1 protein-coding gene is annotated in these 521 nt (G+C 48.8%); it reads left to right on the forward strand.

Translation table 11 applies throughout. The features are described 5' to 3' along the window. A partial coding sequence (locus KIV40_RS29855; RefSeq protein ID WP_285352886.1) for an ArgP/LysG family DNA-binding transcriptional regulator occupies positions 1 to 521 on the forward strand: 521 nt, incomplete at both ends.

A 521-nucleotide genomic window follows, 5' to 3' on the forward strand; every position in this document is an offset into this window, starting at 1 on the left:
TATATCGACGAGTGCGCCTGTTGGAGCATGAGTTGGTCCCAGAGTTAATGAATGAAGAGAGCAGCCACGCGTTGTCGGTCTCGATTGCAACCAACGCGGATAGCCTTGCAACTTGGTTGTTACCTGCGTTGTCGGACGTAATGAAGAGTCGCCAAGTGGAACTCAATATGGCGATTCATGGTGAGGCTCGCACCATTGCTAAGCTTAAAAATGGAGAGGTGGCGGGTGCCATCAGTTTGGAATCTCAGCCCATTCCAGGATGTCGAGCCGACTACTTAGGGCGAATGGATTACGTCTGTGTCGCAAGTCCTGAATTTTATGATAGATACTTCTCTGAGGGCGTTAACTACGCGACACTCAAGCGTGCGCCAGCGGTCTCTTATGATCAATATGATGACCTGCATAAGAAGTTTCTTCACGACCACTTTAACGTGCCAAGAGATGCCGTCATTAATCATACGGTGGGTAGCTCGGAAGCATTTGTTCGTTTAGCGCTTTCCGGTGTTGCTTATTGCTTGATT

The sequence above is a fragment of the Vibrio sp. D173a genome, from assembly GCF_030248475.1.